This window comes from Collinsella sp. AF25-2LB, from assembly GCF_003458415.1.
Classification (GTDB): Bacteria; Actinomycetota; Coriobacteriia; order Coriobacteriales; family Coriobacteriaceae; genus Collinsella.
Genome location: NZ_QRUF01000027.1, coordinates 1 through 15,728, shown reverse-complemented (window position 1 = coordinate 15,728; position 15,728 = coordinate 1). Strand labels below are relative to the sequence as shown.

Below are 15,728 nucleotides of genomic sequence, written 5' to 3'. Positions count from 1 at the left end.
GGCCGCTTATTAGCCCGTCCAAGAATTGGGGCGCAGTTCAGTGCGCAGCGGGGGTTCTTTCATGTCCGAGGACGTCCGCGAAGGTTAGCCCTCAGATCCTGCGGTGGGAGACCTAGGCCTCGTTGTACACCGTCTTGAGCTTCAGCAGGTGCTGATAGCGGTCCATAGCGGCCTGCTCATTCTCCTTGAAGAGCTCCTCGGCGCGCTCGGGGAAGGAACGCGTCAGCGAAGCGTAACGGGCCTCGTTCATCAGGAACTCCTGATAACCGCCCGCGGGCTCCTTGGAATCGAGTGAGAACTTCTTGCCGGCAGCAGCCTCGGGGTTGAAGCGGAAGAGGTTCCAGTAACCGCACTCGACAGCCTTCTTCATCTCGGCCTGGCAGTTCTGCATGCCGCCCTTCTTGATGGAGTGCATCTCGCAGGGGCTGTAGCCGATGATGAGGGACGGACCGTCGTAGGCCTCGGCCTCGTGAATGGCCTTGAGGGTCTGAGCCGGGTTGGCGCCCATGGCGACCTGCGCCACGTAGACGTAGCCGTAGCTCATGGCAATCTCGGCCAGGGACTTCTTCTTGGTCACCTTACCGGCAGCGGCGAACTGAGCGACCTGGCCCAGGTTCGAGGCCTTGGAGGCCTGACCGCCGGTGTTGGAGTAGACCTCGGTGTCGAAGACGAAGACGTTGACGTTGTGGCCGGAAGCCAGGACGTGGTCCAGGCCACCGAAGCCGATGTCGTAGGCCCAGCCGTCGCCGCCGAAGATCCAGAAGGACTTCTTGGTGAGGTAAGCCTTGTCGGCGAGGATTGCCTTGGAAGCGTCGCAGCCGCACTTCTCGAGCTCGGCAACGTAGGCAGCGGCAGCGGTCTTGGAGGCCTCGGCGTCGTTGACGGAGTCGATCCAAGCCTGACCGGCGGCCTTGAGCTCATCGGACGGACCATCGGCAGCGATGATGTCCTGGGTAGCGGCGATCAGCTTGTGCTGAACGGCCTCATAGCCAACGGCCATGCCCAGACCGTGCTCGGCATTGTCCTCGAACAGGGAGTTGTTCCACGCCGGGCCGTGACCGTCCTTGTCCTTGCAGTAAGGAGCGGTGGCAGCGGGGTTACCCCAAATGGAGGAGCAGCCGGTGGCGTTGGAAATGAACATGCGGTCGCCGGCGACCTGGGTCACCAGACGTGCATAGGCGGTCTCGGCACAGCCGGCGCAGGAACCCGAGAACTCCAGGTAGGGCTGCTTAAACTGGCTGCCCTTGACGTTGGCCGCGATGAGCTCCTTCTTCTCGGAGACGTTCTCGACCATGTAGTCCCAAACGGGCTGCTGGTCCATCTCCTGCTCGGTGGGAACCATCTCGAGGGCGCCCTTGGGGCAGACCTTGACGCAGTTGGTGCAACCCATGCAGTCGAGCGGGGACACAGCCATGGTGAACTTCATGCCCTTGGCCTTGGGGCCCATGGCGTCGAGCGTGCGGGTAGCCTCGGGCGCGGCGGCAGCCTCGTCCTCGGTCATCGCGAACGGACGGATGGTGGCATGCGGGCACACGTAGGCGCACTGGTTGCACTGGATGCACTTGGTCTCGTCCCAGTGGGGAACGACCACGGCGACGCCGCGCTTCTCGTATGCGGAGGCGCCCAGCTCAAACTGGCCGTCGGCGCAACCGACGAAGGCGGAAACGGGCAGGCTGTCGCCATCCATGCGATCGATGGGCTCGAGCAGGTTCTTGACCTGCTGGGCGATGGCGGACTTGGTCTCCTCGGAGAGCTCGACGGGAGCGGCGTCCTCGGCGGTAGCCCAGTCGGCCGGAACCTCGAACTTACGGAAAGCAGTAGCGCCGGCATCGATGGCCTTGTGGTTGGCGTCGACGATAGCCTGGCCCTTCTTCATGTAGGACTTGGTAGCCGCGTCCTTCATGTACTGCAGGGCGTTCTCGGCGGGCAGGACCTTGGCCAGCGCGAAGAAGGCGGACTGGAGCACCGTGTTGGTGCGCTTGCCCATGCCGACCTTGGCCGCCAGGTCGATAGCGTCGATCAGGTAGACGTTGACGTTGTTGTTCGCGATGTAGCGCTTGGCCACGGCGGGCATGTGCTCGGCGAACTCCTCGTCGCTCCACTGGCAGTTGACCAGGAAGGTGCCGCCCGGCTTGACGTCGCGGACCATCTTGAAGCCCTTAACGATGTAGCTGGGGTTGTGGCAAGCGACAAAGTCGGCCTTGGTCACGTAGTACGGCGAGCGGATCGGGGAATCACCAAAGCGCAGGTGCGAGACAGTGACGCCGCCGGTCTTCTTGGAGTCGTACTGGAAGTAGGCCTGGACGTACTTGTCGGTGTGGTCGCCGATGATCTTGATCGAGTTCTTGTTGGCGCCGACGGTACCGTCGCCACCCAGACCCCAGAACTTGCACTCGATGGTGCCGGGGGCTGCGGTGTTGGGCGCATCCTCGGCCTCGGGCAGGCTCAGGTTGGTCACGTCATCGACAATGCCGATGGTGAACTCGCGCTTGGGCTCGTCCTTCTTGAGCTCCTCGAAGACAGCGAACGCGGACGCGGGAGGCGTGTCCTTGCTGCCCAGGCCATAACGGCCGCCGACGACCTTGATGCCCGTCTTGCCGGCCTCGTAGAGAGCGGAGACGACGTCCTGGTAGAGCGGCTCGCCGATGGAACCCGGCTCCTTGGTACGGTCCATGACGGCGATCTTCTGGACGGTCTCGGGGAGAACGTCCACAAAGTGCTTGATGGAGAACGGGCGGAACAGGCGAACCTTGACCAGGCCGACCTTCTCGCCGTGAGCGTTGAGGTAGTCGATGACTTCCTCGAGCACGTCGCAGAAGGAGCCCATGCACACGACGACGCGATCAGCATCGGGAGCGCCGTAGTAGTTGAACAGGCCGTAATCGGTGCCGAGCTTCTCGTTGATCTTCTTCATGTAGCCCTCGACGACGGCGGGAAGCTCGTCGTAGACCTTGTTGCAGGCCTCACGGTTCTGGAAGAAGATATCGCCGTTCTCGTGGCTGCCGCGGGTGTGCGGGTGCTCAGGGTTGAGCGCGTGGTCGCGGAAAGCCTGGACGGCGTCCATGTCGCACATCTCGGCCAGATCCTTGTAGTCCCACATGGCGACCTTCTGGATCTCGTGGCTGGTGCGGAAGCCGTCGAAGAAGTTAAGGAACGGGGTCTTACCCTCGATGGCGGCAAGGTGAGCCACCGGCGAGAGGTCCATGACCTCCTGGACGTTGCCCTCGGCGAGCATGGCGAAACCGGTCTGGCGGCAGGCCATGACGTCGGAGTGATCGCCAAAGATGTTCAGGGCGTGGGAAGCGACGCAACGCGCGGAGACGTGGAAGACGCCCGGGAGCTGCTCGCCCGCGATCTTGTACATGTTCGGGATCATCAGGAGCAGACCCTGAGAAGCCGTGTAGGTGGTGGTCAGAGCACCGGCGCCCAGCGAACCGTGAACGGTACCGGCTGCACCTGCCTCGGACTCCATCTCGACGACCTTGACCGGGGTGCCGAAGATATTCTTGCGACCCTGGGCCGCCCACTGGTCGACATGGTCGGCCATCGGGCTGGACGGCGTAATGGGATAGATTCCCGCTACCTCGGTGTACGCATACGAAACATATGCGGCCGCCTCGTTGCCGTCCATAGACTTAAACTTACGCGCCATATACCCCTCTCCTCTCATATAGGTATACAGGCCCCGGCGATCGCCGGGATGTTGGCGTGATGGGATTTTCGCTGTTGCTTCCAATCATCTGGCAGGCAGGCTCAGCAGCAGGTACATGGCGTGGAGAGAAGGCATGCCGAGGCGAGGAGGGCTGCACGCGCTCCACAAGCCCAGCTACCCGTCTTGCACATGACCGAGCGCCGCAAAGGCCGCATGCCGGATGCTCCCGGGCACGCCCCGGCGATGGGAAGCGCCCGCAACGGAAATCCGCATGCGGGTTTATTGTACCCCGCCGTCAAGTGTAATTTCGGCAAATATAGGCGGGCGGTAAAGGTTTACCTTGGGTGACTGCCAAGGGCCAAAATGGCCCCTCCATCCCTGGGCGACCGGCTCTGGTGCGCCAAGGAGTGTCCCCAAGTGCCGGCAGAAAAGGAACGTCCCTATCTGCCGGCTAGAGGGCACCGAAGAGAATGGCGTAGGTAGTGGATTCGCCGAGCTTGAGCTCGTCGCCGGGATTGAGTTGGGCGGAACGGCCGGGTTCGACCTGAATGCAGACGCGCGTGGCCCCGTTTACCACCACGGTTCCGTTGGTGGACGACAAGTCCTCGACGTGCCAGATATTTTGAGCATCGCACCAGATATGGGCATGGCGGGCCGAGACATCGTCGCCGACGTCGGTAATATCGCCCTCGCCAGTGGCCAGCGCGCCAATCTCAACACCCTGCTCACTCGGCTGAATCCAGCGCGGGGCGCTCACGACAAAACTGTTTTGTACGCGCAGCAAGCCCAAGGGGTGCGCCGGGGCGGGTTCGCGTTCGCCCGCGGTCATCGACATGCCAAGCGAACGCGGCGTGGATGTGCCTCCGCCACAGGTCGCGTGCGCGTAGTCGATGGCATAGTTCACCGAGGACCGCACATCCGCCGAACAGCCGACGGCGACAAACAGCACCAGCACGGCCTCGGCGCGCTCGGCGGGCATGAGTTCCGCCGCCTGGGACAGGCGATCGAGCGCGTTGCGATAGAGATTCGTGTCCTGGTGGCACTCTTCGAGCGCGCGTACCATCGGTTCACCTGCAGGACCGCACACCATATTGATCACAGCCGTGGAGTCCATGGGATTGCGCTGGCGCAGGGCCAGTTGCGACATAATACGCGCAGCCGAGGTACCGTATTCGGCAAAGTAGCGATGCTGAAGCGTGCCGACCGGCGCGCGAACGATAAAGCGGGAAACCCAAGAGCGATCGGCGGCTCGGCTCTGTGGGCTGCGGCCGTCGGCGAGCGGACGGGACGAAAGCACCAAGCCGCACAGCTCGATATGGCTCAGATGCGCCGCGCGCTTAAAGATGTCAAACATGGCCCCGCATGGGGTGAGCTCAACTTGAGATGTCATGACCTAGGCCTCCTTAGTCGTAGAAATAGAATCGGACGATACTTCGACAGGTCCGCCAAAAGTACGGGCAGCTGCGGCTCCACCGGCAAGCGGAGTCGCCATCTGGGCTTTTGTGCGTCGTGGTGCCGAAACGGGAAGTTCAAAGGCAAAGCCCATCGCAAGCAAAAACCACGTAAGCGTATAGGTTGCAACCAGAGCGGCAACAAGGCCGCCCATCACGGCGCGTTGGGAAAATACGCTACATGCAGCCACAACCAGCACCGGAACCTCGCAGGCAGAAAGCGCAAGCACACCCTGCAGGAAGCCCGAGCGCCGATCGCGCGCAAGCGCCCCCGCGGCAACGCCGGCTATGCCTGGCAGCGCCAACGCCAGTGCGGCAATAATACCCGGTAGCGACCCAGACCACACGAGCGATCCCAAAGTCGCCGTCACGCGAGCGCCCGACGCCAGCAGCGCGGCCGAAACCACGATCACAGCCCAAACCACGCCACAGACGACCGTCGCGCCGACCATCAGCGCGCGACGAACCGCGCGGCCAGACGCATCCATGGGGCACGGCGTGAGCGGCTCGCCGCGGAGCGAACGGCCGACATTTTGCGCATAGTGGTCACAAAACGCTGAGAGCGCCGCCTCGACCGCCGCCGGCTCGGGACGATCTTTTTGATGGCTGGACAGACAGGCCATCACCACGTCGAACAGCTGGGCATCGACAAACGCCAGCGCATCGCGTAGCTCTTCGGAATCCGGCTCAAGCCCTAGCTGCTGGGCCTGCTCGGCCGCGGCGAGCGCCACATCGGGCTCACGACGAAGCAGCTGAGTCAAATCACAACCGGGCGCATGGGCACCAATGGGATAGTCGGGCCGCGTGTCCATCTTGAGACGGTAGGGGCTCGCGATGTCGCGCGTCTTTTTGCGCGAACCCGAGGTGCCCGAAGTGCTCGGCGCGGCTTCGTATGGCGCGACGCCGGCAATGAGCTCGTAAACCGTGCTTGCCGCGGCATAGACGTCGATCGCCGGCGACATACGCAAAGCGCGCAGATCGGGAATATCGTCGGTGAGCATCTCGGGCGGGGCATAGGCAACCGTCGCGCGACGCAGCGTGGCATAGCGCTCGGTAAAGGATGCCTTGCCGCCGGTACCGGCCACGGCCGACGCAGGCTCAAGCGCCAGCGACGAGCCAAAGTCGATCAGGCACAGGTCAAAGGTGCCCTCGGCAAGCTGCCGGTCAAGCGGTAGACGCGCCGTGCGCACCATAATATTAGCGGGCGAGATATCGCGATGGACAAAGCCCTCACCCACCAGGCTCATACGGCAGAGCAGATCGAACAGGTCGCGACCCAGACGCGCCGCCACAAGCGGCGACAGGCGTCCGGCATCGTCCACGGCGAGTCGCGAACGCAAGCGGGCGAGCGTCTCGCCCTCGACCCATTCCATGACAATTGCAGGCACACCATCAACCTCGCCCCAGCCATAGAGGCGGGGAAAGCCCTTAAGGCCCGAAAGGGCGCGATGGCATTCATATTCCTCGCGAAATGCCGCTTTGAACTTGGCGACCAGCGACTCATGGGCGGCATCGTCGTCAAACTCATCGCGCGTCGGCAAGATGAGCTGTTTGAGTGCTACGTCCTCGCCTTGGGCGTTGACAGCACGCGTCACGCGGCCGATACCGCCACGGCGCATGGTGGCATCGTCGGCAAACAGTATCGTAAAACGACGCAGATAGGCAGGCAGTTCGTCCTGACCGAGCGCAATGGCCGGCTCAAACCCGTCGACACGCGCCAGGCGCAGGCCGACCATGGGATCGCGACCGAGCGATTGTGGTGTGGTGGATGCAAGATCGGTCATCATAGGGCAAGCGCCGCCACGTTATTGTTGAAGTTACCGAGCGCGACGTCATCATCGCCGTAATGGCCGACCCATTGACATAGGTTGGTGTAACAGCCCCACAGATTGGCATACTGCTGATACCACCTTGACCGGGGCGAGAATGTCTGACGACCGAACTCGGCTCGAATGACAAACATCTCCCCGACCAGGCTGTCGCACGGCCTGGGATCTCCCGTAGAGTTATAGGTCGAGACCACGTCATTGGCACGAGAAACATAGCCGTCGAGCATGTTGTACTTGGCCACAAGCCAACTGTGAATGCTCTCTTCCTCAGCAGCGGAAAGGCCGCCGGAGTTTGCATCGTTGTCAGTGTTGCCGCCCGTCGAGCCGCCGTTTCCAGACCCTCCGGCAGAGGAACCCGACCCAGAGCCACCGCCCGAACTCGACGAATCCGAGCCGGAGCCAGAAGTATCCGAGCTACCGGGCTTTCCGGACTGCTGGGCGTCCTGCTCCTTTTGCTGCTCGACCTTATTCACCGTTGCCGCCACGCTATTGTTGGACAATCGATCGATGATCTTGGTGTTGGTGAGCACGATGGTTTTGCCATTGGCAAGCGTGACTTCGTTGTCCGGGGCCTCGGCGCCGTCCGCATCGTCGGTGCCAAACACAATATGCCCGACCACACTTGCCCAAGCATATCCAGTCGTGGTGCCCAGATCGCTTTTGGCCTCATGCCCCACGCGCGGTTCGCGTGCGGCATGCGCCTGCATCATGGACGGCACGGTCATGCCATAGGCAGAAACGCCAGCTATGACCAGCACCAGCGAGCACGATAGCAGTGCGTACGCCCGCGGCGCCAAGCCCAGTCGGCGTCGTATGCGCACCGCGGCGCCGCGCTTTGTCTGAGTGCCACCGGGCCGCATGCGTTCTCCTCCAACAAAAACACGCCGCTCGGGAGCGGCGCATTCATTCGAATCCATATTTGAGTGTATCAGCGAACCCAAAAGGTTGCGCAACGAATGAGCAAATTAAGGATGCGAGTGGAAGCATCCATGCGATAAGCGGATACAAAGCATCTTTGTTGCACAACAAACTTACAGTCGCACAGGGAAATTATGACTACCCCGTGCGTCGCGAGGAAAACATACGGCAGGAGCAGGCTCGCCACCTAAATCGCGCGACGGGCCTCGATGGCGCGGCCAAGCGTAAGCTCGTCGGCATACTCCAGGTCGCCGCCCACGGGAAGGCCGCTTGCCAGACGCGACACCTCGACGCCCAACGGCTTGATAGTGCGGGCCAGGTAGCTCGCCGTGGTCTCGCCCTCGATGTTGGGGTTGGTGGCGATGATGACCTCATGGATATCCTCGTGGCCCAGACGCGCCAGCAGCTCGCGGATGTGCAACTGCTCGGGACCAATCTTGTCCATGGGACTGATCACGCCGCCCAGCACATGGTACAGGCCATGGTAGCTGCCCGTGCGCTCGATTGCCTGGACGTCGCGCGGCTCGCCCACCACACAAATGCGAGTGGTATCGCGCATCGGGTCCTGGCAGATGGAGCACTCGTCGGCCGTGGCGTAGTTAAAGCAACGGCTGCAAAAGTGGACCTCCTGCTTGACCTCCAGGATGGCCTCGGCCAGGCGGCGCGCCTCCTCGGCGTCGGCCTCCAACAGGTAATAGGCGATGCGCTGGGCCGACTTGGGACCAATGCCCGGCAGGCGGCCCAGCTCATCGAGCAGTTTTTGCAGACTGTGATTCGCACTCATATATATATGCGTGTCTTAGAACGGCATGCCCGGGATGTTGAGGCCGCCGGTGATGGCGCCCATCTGCTTGTTGGCGAGCTCGTTGACGCCGCGGACGGCCTCGTTGACGGCAGCCATAATCATGTCCTGCAGCATATCGACGTCCTCGGGATCGAGGGCATCGGGATCGATGGTGAGGTTGACGAGCTCCATCTCGCCGTTAACGGTCACCTTGGCCATGCCGCCGCCGGCAGAGGCGTCGACGGTCTGGGACTTGAGGTTCTCCTGCGCGGCGGCAAGCTGCTCCTGCATCTTGCGGGCCTGCTTCATCATCTGCTGCATGTTCATACCGGCCATGATGGCTCCTTTACGTGCGGCCGCACGCCGAGCTGCAAGGGCAGCCGGGACGCGGCGGGACTTTCAAACTCAAAAATCGTACCACGGCGCGCGGCCAGCAAGCGGGGCAGTCACGCTACCTCAGTCGATATACATGTCCTGGAGTGCAAGCCGCACCCGAAGATTATGCAAAGTTGAATAATTCGCATCTGCATAATATTGAAAGCTAAATCTTGTAGAGCCGGAATCCGACATTTCATTTGCACCGCTAAAGACCTGCATGCCGATCCGTTGCTCACGGTGACGCGCATGGCAGCGGGGTATAATTTGATTGCCATAGATAGTAATTTGGAGGTGCCCCATGAATGCCCCCAACGCGCTCCAAAACATCCGCTCAAAACACCCCGTTGCATATGTGGTTCTCTATCTCTTTGTCGGCTGGGCATTGTTGGTTGTCATCACCCATGCCATAGCTTTTGGAGCAGAACTGCTGATAGCCAGCTCGGACCAGCCCGTCGTCAAATGGGAGACGACCGATGAGTGCACCGACGGAACCCGAACCGTCTACTACAACAGCCCGTCCCTCTATCAAGAGTTCAAGGTCAAGATAAAGGACTTCAAGATTGTCGATGCCGAGCTAGGCGTTTATTTGGCAATCGGAGCAACCATTAACGCCGAGCAAGTCGAGTACACGGACAGCCATGCGACGTATCGTATCGACCTCAGCATCCTAGGCCGACCGTCACGCACCTGTCTGCTCAAATGCGACATACGCGGCACCACACTACACATGTCCGAAATACAAATGCGCCCGGGCAAGGGGTTCTCTTCTTGAGCAGTATACCCGCCCGTACGGCTACTCCACCGGTTTGAAGATGGTGGCCTGACCGAAGACGCTGCGGATGAGGTCTTTGGCCTCGTCCTCGGTCTGCGGGATGCTCGGGGCTGCGCCCTGGTGGCCGAAGGGGCTGCCGGCGCCGGGGTTGGACTCCCAGGGAGCTGCAGGAGCGTCCTCCTCTTTGGGGGCAGCTACAGCGGACTTGGGCGCGGGCGTCGCACCCGGCACGTCGAACGGAGGCAGATCGTCCCCGCTCGCATCGCCAGCGAAGCCGCCGACCATAGCGTCGTCGTAGGGCACCTGCTCGGATTCCCACGGCGCGGACTGCGCGACAGGCTGAGCTTTGGGGGCAGCCGAGCGCTCGGGCGCACGGGGTGCGGGCTCGGTCGGGAGCTTACCCGTGGCAGGAGCACCGGCGGGGTTGTCGGAGCGTAGCCAGGGGGCTTTGCCCAGGTCAGACGACTTGGGCGCGGGCGAGACGGGCTTGGGCGCGGGTGTCGGAGCAGCCGGTTTGGGCGCCGCGGGCTTAGGCGCCGACGAGGTCGATGCCGTTACCGGTGCCGCTTGCTGCTGCGGCGCGCTGGCGCTCGAGGATACAGGGGCCGCCGAGGACACGGGTTGCGGGTCCGCAGATGCCGCAGCCCGTGCAGATGGAGAATGCTCCTCATGTTGAGGAGCCGGCGTGCCACCCCCATCCAGGACATAGTCGACGGTACGACGACCGAAGACCGCGCAGACCGTCGGTAGGACCACCGACTGCGTATCGGCGCGACCGAGCATCTTAATGGCAAAAGTCGAACCCGCGGGGAACGAGACCGTGAGCTTGGAGCCGTCGTCGGCCGTGGCGCGGGCGTTGAGCAAAAGCCCTGCGTAGGAAGCCTGACGCGCCTTGACGCGCTCGACGACCTCGGCCCATTTGCGCTGCAGCTCGCCGGCGTCCTCGACCGCGGGGGTCTCGGCGGCGCCGGCGGCAGCAACCTGGGCGGCATTGTTGGACTGGGGCTGAGGCGTCGGAGCCGGCGCAGGCTGAGGTGCAGGCGCTGCAGGCTTGGAAGCTGACACGGGTGCAGGCTGAGCCGCCGGAGCGGCAGCACCACGGTCCCAAGGCATGCCACCCTGGCGCGCGGACGTAGCAGCAGGGGCAGCGGATGCCGCCGGAGCGGCAGCACGAGCGCCCGAAATGAGCGTCGGCTGTTGGGCAGCAGCGGGTACGGATGCTGCAGGCGCGGCGGCCTGAGCAGCAGCCACGCTCGCCGGCACGGCGCCGTTGGCAACCATGGCCTCCAGGCGTGCCACGCGCTCGGCCAATGCCTCAATCGTTAAATCGGCCTCGGGACGCGCCAGACGCGTGCAGGCAATCTCGAGCACCAGGCGCACGTCGCTCGCGCCCCTCATCTCCAGTGCGGCATCGTCGAGCACCGTCAGCACACGGGCCAGGCGGTCGGCAGGATGCTCGCCAAAGGCAGCGGCCTCGGCAGCAAGCGCCTCGGCCTGCTCGGAGCCGCCCTCAAACAGCTCGGCACGAGCACCGGCAACGCAGGCAACGTACACGTCACGCACGTGCGCCACCAGGTCGCGCGTCAGCTCCAGCAGGTCGTTTCCTTCCTCGACCTGCGTACGGATCAGTCCATAGAGCTCGGCAACATCGCGATCGGCAATGGCGCGGGAAAACTCGCCCAGAATCTGGTCCGAAACCTCGCCTAAAAGAGAGCGGGCGTCGTCCGCATGCACAGAACCGTTGCCAAAGACGCTCAGCTGCTCCAGCGTGGACAACGCGTCGCGCATGCCGCCCTTGGCATGGCGCGCCACGATAGCCAGCGCCTCATCGTCGTAATCGAAGCCCTCCTGCTCGCACACGTATGCCAGGCGGTGCTCGATATCCTCGTTGCCGATGCGATGGAAATCGAAACGCTGGCAGCGCGAGAGGATGGTCTCCAGAATCTTTTGCGGGTCGGTGGTGCACAGCACAAAGATCACGTGCGCCGGCGGCTCCTCAAGCGTCTTGAGCAGCGCGTTGAACGCCGCCGTCGTGAGCATGTGGACCTCGTCGATGATATAGATCTTGTACTTGCCGCGCACCGGGGCAAAGTTGACGGAGTTGATGATCTCCTCGCGCACATTGTCCACGCCCGTGCGGCTTGCGGCATCGAGCTCGTAGACATCCGGGTGGTTGCCCTCGGCAATGAGCTCGCACTCCTCGCAAGTACCGTCGGGCATGCAGCCGCTTGCACCCTCGGCGCGCGCCGCCTCGGCATTGCGGCACAGCAGTGCCTTGGCCAGAATGCGCGCCATGGTGGTCTTGCCCGTGCCGCGCGGTCCGCAGAACAGGTAGGCGTGGGACAGGCGCCCCTCGGTGATGGCGTGCTCGAGCGTCGAGACGATATGCTGCTGGCCCACCACGGAGTCGAAGGTGAGCGGGCGATACTTTCGGTACAACGATTCCATGGGTGCTCCCCCGGGTATACTGAGTCTTGTTGCCGCGACGGCCATGCGGTCGCACGGCATACTGCATTCATAATAACCCGTACGGCGAGCCCGCCGCGATAGGAGTCCAAAGAGCATGGCAGACGCAGAGAGCAACCTCGTTCCCTCCGAAGCAGCCGACCAGGTCGAGGTCGCGCTCGAGGAGCAGGCCGCAGCCGACGACGGCATCCTGTACCTCAACGAGTACCAGTACGAAAACGACCTCGTCACCGACTTCGCCCGCCTGGTCGCCTCGCCCAGGCGCCGTGGCTCGCTGTATGTCGCCGCCGCGATTGCCGCGCTCATCGGCATCGGCATGTTGGTGGCCGGCGGCAACTGGATCAAGTTTGGCGTCGTCCTGATCGTATTCGGCGCCTTTTTGGCCTGGTGGAGCAAAAACCTGCACCACACCCTCGCCCGCGACTTTATCGACGCCGTCGAGGCCGACGAGTCCATGGGTGGCCGCTATCGCCGCGTCGCCGCCAACGAGGACGGCCTGATGGTTTGGGGCAAGAGCGGCAAGTCGCAGTTCTTCCCGTTTGAAAAGCTCGACCACGTGCTCGACGGCGAGCGCATCTTTGTGGCCATGTTCGCCGACCAGGGCGTGACGATCCCTAAGGACACCTTTGTTCGCGGCGATGCCGAGCAGTTTGGCACCTTCCTTAAGGCACGCATCAACAAAAAACTCCGCATCGAGACCAAACGCAAGAAGATGAAGGCAGAAAAGGCCGCCGCCGAAGCCAAACAGGGCGACAAGCCCCAGGAGACCAAGGGCAAGCAGCGCAAGCAGAAGAAGAACAAGAAGAAGCGCTAACCCGAGCCGGGGTCCAAACTCCGGCCGCCTGCTTAGGCGTAACTTAGATTGACAGCGGAAACCGCATCCCGTTTTGGCGCTCCAAAGTGGGATGCGGTTTCCTTTTGAGCGCCCATCCGGAAAGCGCATCCCGCTCTACGCCAATATTCTGGGACGCAGTTTCCGCAGACCACCCCATTCGGAAAGTGCATCCCTTAATTTGGTCGCAAAGTGGGGTGCGCTTTCCGAGCGAGCCAAAACAGAGCCAAGCCAGACAGGCAACCTCGCATCCCGCTATCCTCCCCATGCACCCGAGCGTGCTACACTAGCAGCATCTATGCCACCGCGAACGGCTCGGCTCGGCGCCCGCCGCTCGCAAACGAACTTTAAACGCACGAGGGTTGGCCATGCCGCTTTTCTCGCAACATACCGCCCGGTTCTCGCCGGACGTTCCTTTGGAGGGCACCAGCTCTCGCGAGCTGCTCAAGCGGTACCAGCCGCTCGAGACACTTGCGACCGGCGGTTTTGGCTCCATCGAGATCTGCCGCGACACGCACCTGCGCCGCCGCGTCGCCATTAAGCGTATCCCCCTTATCAACGGTGCCGGCATGCCCGCCAGCGACATCATGGATGTCCTGCGCGAGGCGCACACCGCCGCCATGCTTCAACATCCCAATATCGTGCAGGTCATCGACTTTACGCACGACACAGCCTATGCCTACCTAGTCATGGAGTATGTCGATGGCATGTCGCTGGCCGAGTTTTTGCACCGCGTGGACGGCCACTCACTTACCTTTGACGAGGCCGCAGCTATTGCCGATGCCCTGGGCCAGGCGCTCACCTTCGCCCATAGTAATGGCGTACTCCACCTGGACATTAAGCCCGCCAACGTGCTCATCGACCACTCGGGCAATGTAAAGCTCACCGACTTTGGCATGGCGCGACTGTCGTCCGCCGGTGGCTTTGGCGGTTCGCGCGGCGGCACCATCGGCTACATGCCGCCCGAGCAGCTCGATATCGAGACCGGCACGGTCGACGAACGCGCTGATGTCTTTGCCCTTGCCTGTGTGATCTACGAGGGCCTGTGTGGCAGCGCCCCCTTTATGGCGGCCACGCCCGCCGACTCGCTCGGCCACATCATCGGCGGCGCCACCTATCCCAGCGAGCTGATACCACACTTTCCCCCGGGAGCCGAGAGCGCGCTCATGAGCGCGCTCTCCCCCATGCCGCAGGACCGCCCCAACAGCATCGAGGCATTTTGCGACCAGCTCCTTGCCGGTCTGGGCAGCGTGCGCGAAGGCCGTCGCAGCCTGGAGCAAATGGTTGGCGAGCTTTCGGATGACGAGCAGGAGCTCGACGATATCGAGCCGTCGCACTACGAGGACGACGCCATCGAGGTCGACCCCGCACTCGGCTGGGCGGGCACGCGCTGGAGCCATGCGCGCGACTACACCATGCGCACTATCTCGGCGCTAACGTGCGGCACCTTTAGCTTTTTGCTGATGCAAACGGCCGGGGTCGCGGCGCTTCCCGGCCTGGTCATTGCGGCTATCGCGATCGGAGCGGCGGCTGGCCTGGCCCCCCAGATTGGCTCGGCCATCTCGGCTGTGGGCTTTTTGGTGCTCATGGCCAACGCCACCATGCAGGCACAGGGCATCCTGTCGATGCTGCCCGTCGCGGTGATCTTTGCCGCCGCCATGTCCGGTTGGTGGATCGCCTGGGGTCGCACCGAGACTGCCGCGAGCGCCACGCTCACCTGTGCACTCGCGCTTGGCTGTCTGACCGGCAATACCTTCCTGGCAGCTGGGGTCGCCGCCGGCGTCGCGTCATTTTGGCTCGGCCCGGCAAGCGCCGCCGCGGCAACGGGCATGGGCGCGCTTTTTGCCCGTCTGGCCACGGTCGCGCTTTCAGCCGGAGGCGTGCTGGGGCTCGGTAACGTTGCTGCAGCGCTGGGAGACCCGCTCCTTTGGGCTGCCTTTGTGCTGGTCGCGGCAACTGCCGCGGCGTCATCTGCGCTGCTCAATGTCCATGCCAAGCGTGCCAATCAGGGCTCAAACCTTGCCGCAATCGCCGCCATCGCTGTCACCGGCATCGGCTGCGCAGCGGCGTCCTGTCTTGCACACCATATGGAAATTGCCAGCCTTGCAGCCGCGGTCATCGCCAAGGCGGCGGTTGCGGGAATCCTATCCTCTATAATCGTTGGGATATGCCTATATTTGCTCGGATACCAAAGAACCTATACGGAGAGTGATCTTTCGTGAACTTCCTGAACATCTTCGAGGACCACGTGGCCGGCATCTTCGGTGCCACCCGTGCCCCGTTCTCCTTTAAGAAGCTTGCCAAGCAGGCCGCTCGCGACATGGAGGATCAGACTCTGGTGATTAACGGCGTCAACACGGCGCCGGCACTCTATACCATCCTTATCGCCGCCGACGACGATCCCATGCTCGCCCCGTTCTACCCCGAGCTTTCGCGCGAGGTCCGCGAGTTCGTGAAGGCGCAGGCCGAAAAGCGCCGCTATGTCTTTGTCGGCGAGCCCCTCGTGCGCTTTATGATCGATCCACAGCTGCGCGCCGGCAAGTTCTCGGTCTTTGCCGAGAACGTCGATGCCCCCACGCTCGGCCGCCTGTACGAAGAAGAGCGCGCCTATCAGAACGGCCTGGGCCAGAACAACTCCGCGGCAAG

Annotated in this window: 11 protein-coding genes; 4 read left to right on the top strand and 7 right to left on the bottom strand. The window is 62.9% G+C overall.

The annotated features are described in order from the left end of the window. Positions 1-112: 112 nt before the first annotated feature. The 6 genes from nifJ to DWY51_RS09250 all read right to left on the bottom strand — a co-directional run bounded on the left by nifJ (position 113) and on the right by DWY51_RS09250 (position 8,970). A complete protein-coding gene (gene nifJ / locus DWY51_RS09275; protein ID WP_117770643.1) occupies positions 113-3,652 on the bottom strand; it encodes a pyruvate:ferredoxin (flavodoxin) oxidoreductase in 3,540 nt (1,179 codons plus the stop codon). Between the two features lie 451 nt (positions 3,653-4,103). Beyond that, positions 4,104-5,042, bottom strand: coding sequence for an FHA domain-containing protein (locus tag DWY51_RS09270; protein ID WP_117770642.1), 939 nt, complete (start codon positions 5,040-5,042; stop codon positions 4,104-4,106). A gap of 3 nt (positions 5,043-5,045) precedes the next feature. Then, positions 5,046-6,890, bottom strand: coding sequence for a hypothetical protein (locus DWY51_RS09265; protein WP_117770641.1), 1,845 nt, complete (start codon positions 6,888-6,890; stop codon positions 5,046-5,048). Continuing rightward, entirely contained in the window at positions 6,887-7,792 is a 906-nt protein-coding gene (locus tag DWY51_RS09260; protein WP_117770640.1) for a hypothetical protein, read from the bottom strand. The genes DWY51_RS09265 and DWY51_RS09260 overlap by 4 nt, the downstream gene beginning before the upstream one ends. A 245-nt stretch (positions 7,793-8,037) precedes the next feature. Then, entirely contained in the window at positions 8,038-8,634 is a 597-nt protein-coding gene (recR, locus tag DWY51_RS09255; RefSeq protein ID WP_006235173.1) for a recombination mediator RecR, read from the bottom strand. A gap of 15 nt (positions 8,635-8,649) precedes the next feature. After that, entirely contained in the window at positions 8,650-8,970 is a 321-nt protein-coding gene (locus DWY51_RS09250) for a YbaB/EbfC family nucleoid-associated protein (RefSeq protein WP_117770639.1), read from the bottom strand. Between the two features lie 340 nt (positions 8,971-9,310). On the opposite strand from DWY51_RS09250, the gene DWY51_RS09245 reads away from it, so the two are divergent. After that, positions 9,311-9,784 carry a hypothetical protein gene (locus DWY51_RS09245; RefSeq protein WP_117770638.1) on the top strand — a complete coding sequence of 158 codons (474 nt, stop codon included), beginning with the start codon at positions 9,311-9,313 and terminating at the stop codon, positions 9,782-9,784. A 21-nt stretch (positions 9,785-9,805) separates the two neighbouring features. Here the strand turns inward: DWY51_RS09245 and dnaX are convergent, their stop codons facing one another. After that, complete coding sequence (gene dnaX, locus DWY51_RS09240; protein WP_158556941.1) at positions 9,806-12,232, bottom strand: DNA polymerase III subunit gamma/tau; 2,427 nt, start codon at positions 12,230-12,232, stop codon at positions 9,806-9,808. Positions 12,233-12,347: 115 nt separating this feature from the next. Here dnaX and DWY51_RS09525 point away from each other — a divergent pair, with 115 nt between their 5' ends. The 3 genes from DWY51_RS09525 to DWY51_RS09225 form a co-directional block, all read left to right on the top strand. Beyond that, positions 12,348-13,064, top strand: a complete 717-nt coding sequence (locus DWY51_RS09525; RefSeq protein ID WP_158556940.1) for a hypothetical protein — start codon at positions 12,348-12,350, stop codon at positions 13,062-13,064. Positions 13,065-13,450: 386 nt separating this feature from the next. Then, a complete protein-coding gene (locus DWY51_RS09230) occupies positions 13,451-15,304 on the top strand; it encodes a serine/threonine-protein kinase (protein ID WP_006235178.1) in 1,854 nt (617 codons plus the stop codon). After that, positions 15,301-15,728, top strand: a 428-nt coding sequence (locus tag DWY51_RS09225; protein ID WP_117633815.1) for an FhaA domain-containing protein, incomplete at its 3' end; no start/stop codon positions are given. The genes DWY51_RS09230 and DWY51_RS09225, both read left to right, overlap by 4 nt.

Bases quoted from the DNA above. Each gene is read 5' to 3' on its own strand.
- nifJ (WP_117770643.1), bottom strand. From the start codon at position 3,652: ATGGCGCGTAAGTTTAAGTCTATGGACGGCAACGAGGCGGCCGCATAT.
- DWY51_RS09270 (WP_117770642.1), bottom strand. From the start codon at position 5,042: ATGACATCTCAAGTTGAGCTCACCCCATGCGGGGCCATGTTTGACATC.
- DWY51_RS09245 (WP_117770638.1), top strand. From the start codon at position 9,311: ATGAATGCCCCCAACGCGCTCCAAAACATCCGCTCAAAACACCCCGTT.
- dnaX (WP_158556941.1), bottom strand. From the start codon at position 12,232: ATGGAATCGTTGTACCGAAAGTATCGCCCGCTCACCTTCGACTCCGTG.
- DWY51_RS09265 (WP_117770641.1), bottom strand. From the start codon at position 6,890: ATGATGACCGATCTTGCATCCACCACACCACAATCGCTCGGTCGCGAT.
- DWY51_RS09260 (WP_117770640.1), bottom strand. From the start codon at position 7,792: ATGCGGCCCGGTGGCACTCAGACAAAGCGCGGCGCCGCGGTGCGCATA.
- recR (WP_006235173.1), bottom strand. From the start codon at position 8,634: ATGAGTGCGAATCACAGTCTGCAAAAACTGCTCGATGAGCTGGGCCGC.
- DWY51_RS09525 (WP_158556940.1), top strand. From the start codon at position 12,348: ATGGCAGACGCAGAGAGCAACCTCGTTCCCTCCGAAGCAGCCGACCAG.
- DWY51_RS09230 (WP_006235178.1), top strand. From the start codon at position 13,451: ATGCCGCTTTTCTCGCAACATACCGCCCGGTTCTCGCCGGACGTTCCT.
- DWY51_RS09250 (WP_117770639.1), bottom strand. From the start codon at position 8,970: ATGGCCGGTATGAACATGCAGCAGATGATGAAGCAGGCCCGCAAGATG.